Genomic DNA, 3046 nt, shown 5'->3' with positions numbered 1-3046 from the left:
CAGGCAGCCTGAACCAGCGTATTGGGCGTGACCTTCTGCTGGCGCGCAAAGGCCTCGAGCCGGGACGTGTCTGTGGGTTCGAGCACGGTTTCGAAGTGTGCATAGCCTGACGCTGGCGAGCGCTCTACCGTGATAGCTGCCGCGAGCCGAGTGGGCGCATCGAGTGCCTGGACCTGGGATTTCCAGAATGTCTCGCTCAGCGCCTGGTCTTGCTGTTGCAGCCAGGCGATGTAGTCGCTGTAGCGAGCGCCGGATGTGGACACTCGCTGGCCATGGTAGCGCTGCATCACTTCGCCCATCATTTGCGAGTTGCTCCAGCCATCCAGCAGGATGTGGTGATGGGTGTAGATCAGGTGATGGCTGTCGGCGTCCGTGCGCACCATGTACAGGCGCAACAAGGGTGGCTGCTGCAGGTCGAAGGGTTGCATCAACTCCTCGGCGGCCAGCGTTTCCAGTGCCGCCGCAGTGCCTTGGCGTTCGCGCCAGTCAAGCAGGGTGAACGGCAGCTCGACACCCTTGTGCACCACTTGCAGCGGCTCGTTCAACTGGCCCTGCCAGAGGAAGCCGCTGCGCAGGATGTCATGGGCATCGAGGGTGGCCTGCCAGGCGGCCCGCAAGCGTTCGGCATCCAGGCCGCGTACATCCAGGCGCATCTGGTTGATGTAGTTGCCTGCTTGCTGCTGGTACAGGGTGTGGAACAGCATCCCCTGTTGCATGGGGGCCAGCGGGTAGAGCGTTTCGACCTCGCGTGCCGACACGGGCAGGGCATCGAGCTGCGCCTGGCTCAAGTGGGCCAGAGGCACATCCGATGGCGTGAGGCCGTGGCTGTCTGCCAGCAGGCAGTGATCGATCAGTCGCGTCAGGGCCTGCAGGTAATCCTCGGCCAGCCCTTGAATGGTCGAGGTATCGAACATTTCGCTGTTGTAGCCCCACGTCAGGCTCAGCTCACCTGCGTACACCTGGCTGTTGAGGGTCAGCCAGTTGCTCTGCGGGGCATCAAGGCTTTGTCCGGTACCGCTGCCTTCGCTCGCCGGCGCAAAGAGCGCACCTTCGTCACTGTCGAAGGTGCCGTCGAGCTGGCCCAGGTAGTTGAAGGTCAGGCGCGGTACGGGCAGTTGCTGCAAGGCCTGCTGCGTCTGTGCATCGCCAAGGTAGCGCAAGGCACCGTAGCCGATGCCCTTGTTGGGGATGGCGCGCAGCTGTTCCTTGACCTGTTTGATCGTGTCGCCCAGCGTGCTGGCCGGCGTCAGGCGCACCGGGAACAGGCTGGTGAACCAGCCGACGGTGCGGGTCAGGTCCACCGACTCGAACAGCTCCTCCCGGCCATGGCCTTCGAGTTGCAGCAGCAGGTCGTCCTGGCCGCTCCAACGCGTGATGACCTGCGCCAGCGCGCTGAGCAACAGGTCGTTGACCTGGGTGCGATACGCAGCGGGTGCCTGCTGCAACAACTGTCGGGTGAGTTGTTTGTCCAGCACCAGCTGCACGCTGTTGCTGTTGCGGTTGAGCAGGCGCTCGGCAGGACGGTCGCAGGGCAGGTCGCTGTTCACCCCATGCAACTGCTGCTGCCAGTAGGCGAGCTCCTGGTTCAGGCCGTCGTGCCGGGCGAACGCCTGCAACTGCTCGGCCCAGGCGCGCATGGAGCTGGTCTTGGCCGGCAGGTCGGCGGCTTGGCCGGCCACTGCACGGCGATAAGCGGCCTGCAGGTCGTCGAAGAGAATGCGCCACGACACGCCGTCGACCGCCAGGTGGTGAATGACCAGCAGCAGGCGTTGGCTGCCATCGGCGAGGTCGGCAAGCAGGCCACGGACCACGCCGCCCTGGAGGTCAAGGCTGCGCTGGGCGACTCGGCCAGGGCCTCCAGTGCGTGCGAATCGCTCACGGTGTGGTGCCACAGCAGCGGCGTGTGTGACCAGGCTTCGCGCTGGGCGGCCACCGAGCGGTACTCGCCGCGCCAGCCGCAGGCCGTTTCGGTGAACTGCAGGCGCAATGCGTCGTGGTGCAGCACCAGGCTCTGCAAGGCCTGCTCCAGCGCCACGGCATCAAGCCTGAGAGTGGGCTTGAGCAGCACGGCCTGGTTCCAGTGATGCGGTTCGGGCATCGGCAGTTCGAAGAACATCTGCTGGATCGGCAGCAAGGCCGTCGCGCCGTGCAACGCCGCCTGATCGACCACCGGGCTTGCGCCGCTGGCCTGGGCGACGGCGGCAAGGCGCTGGATGGTCTGGTGTTCGAACAGGGCTTTGGGGGTGAAACGGATGCCGGCCTGGCGGGCGCGGCTGACCACCTGGATCGAGATGATCGAGTCGCCGCCCAGTTCGAAGAAGTTGTCGGTGATGCTCACGCGGTCGAGCTTGAGCACCGCCTGCCAGATATCGACCAGTTGCTGTTCCAGCGCGTTGCCCGCCGCGACGTGCTCGCTGCGCGTGGCGCAGTCGCTGATGCCAGGCAGTGCCTTGCGGTCGAGCTTGCCGTTGGGGCTCAGTGGCAATTGCTCCAGCAGCACCAGGTGCATGGGCACCATGTAGTCGGGCAGCACGCCCAGCAGTTGCTGGCGAACCGCATCGCGCCATGGCGCCTGCTGTGCAGCGCTGGCCGAGGCCAGGCGGGCGTCACTGGCCACCAGGTAAGCGGCCAGTTGCAGGCCGCTGCCTGCCTCCACGGCCAGCACGCTGGCTTCGCGCACGCTGTCCAGTTCGAGCAGGCGTGCTTCGATTTCACCCAGCTCGATACGCAGGCCGCGGATCTTCACCTGATGGTCGATACGCCCCCTGTAGTCGATCACGCCGTCGGCGCGTTGCCGTGCCAGGTCACCGGTGCGGTACAGGCGCTCGCCGTTGCCGAACGGGCTGGCGACGAAGCGTTCGGCGGTCAGCGCGGCGCGGCGGTGGTAACCACGGGCCAGGCCTTCACCGGCGAGGTAGAGCTCGCCGGTAACACCCGCCGGCAAGGGCACCAGGTCGGCACTCAATACATAGGTGCCGAGGTTGGCGATCGGCTGACCGATCGGTACGCCATCCTTGCCTTCCTCGCGGCAGGTCCAGTGGGTCAC

The 3046-nt window shown here is 65.9% G+C and carries 1 pseudogene; it reads right to left on the bottom strand.

Annotation, left to right across the window (positions count from 1 at the left end):
* A pseudogene (locus G3436_RS24095) lies at window positions 1-3046 on the bottom strand (condensation domain-containing protein); the annotation flags it as partial.

Source organism: Pseudomonas brassicae (assembly GCF_010671725.1).
In the GTDB taxonomy this organism is placed as follows: Bacteria; Pseudomonadota; Gammaproteobacteria; order Pseudomonadales; family Pseudomonadaceae; genus Aquipseudomonas; species Aquipseudomonas brassicae.
This window is presented reverse-complemented; position numbering and strand designations above follow the sequence as displayed.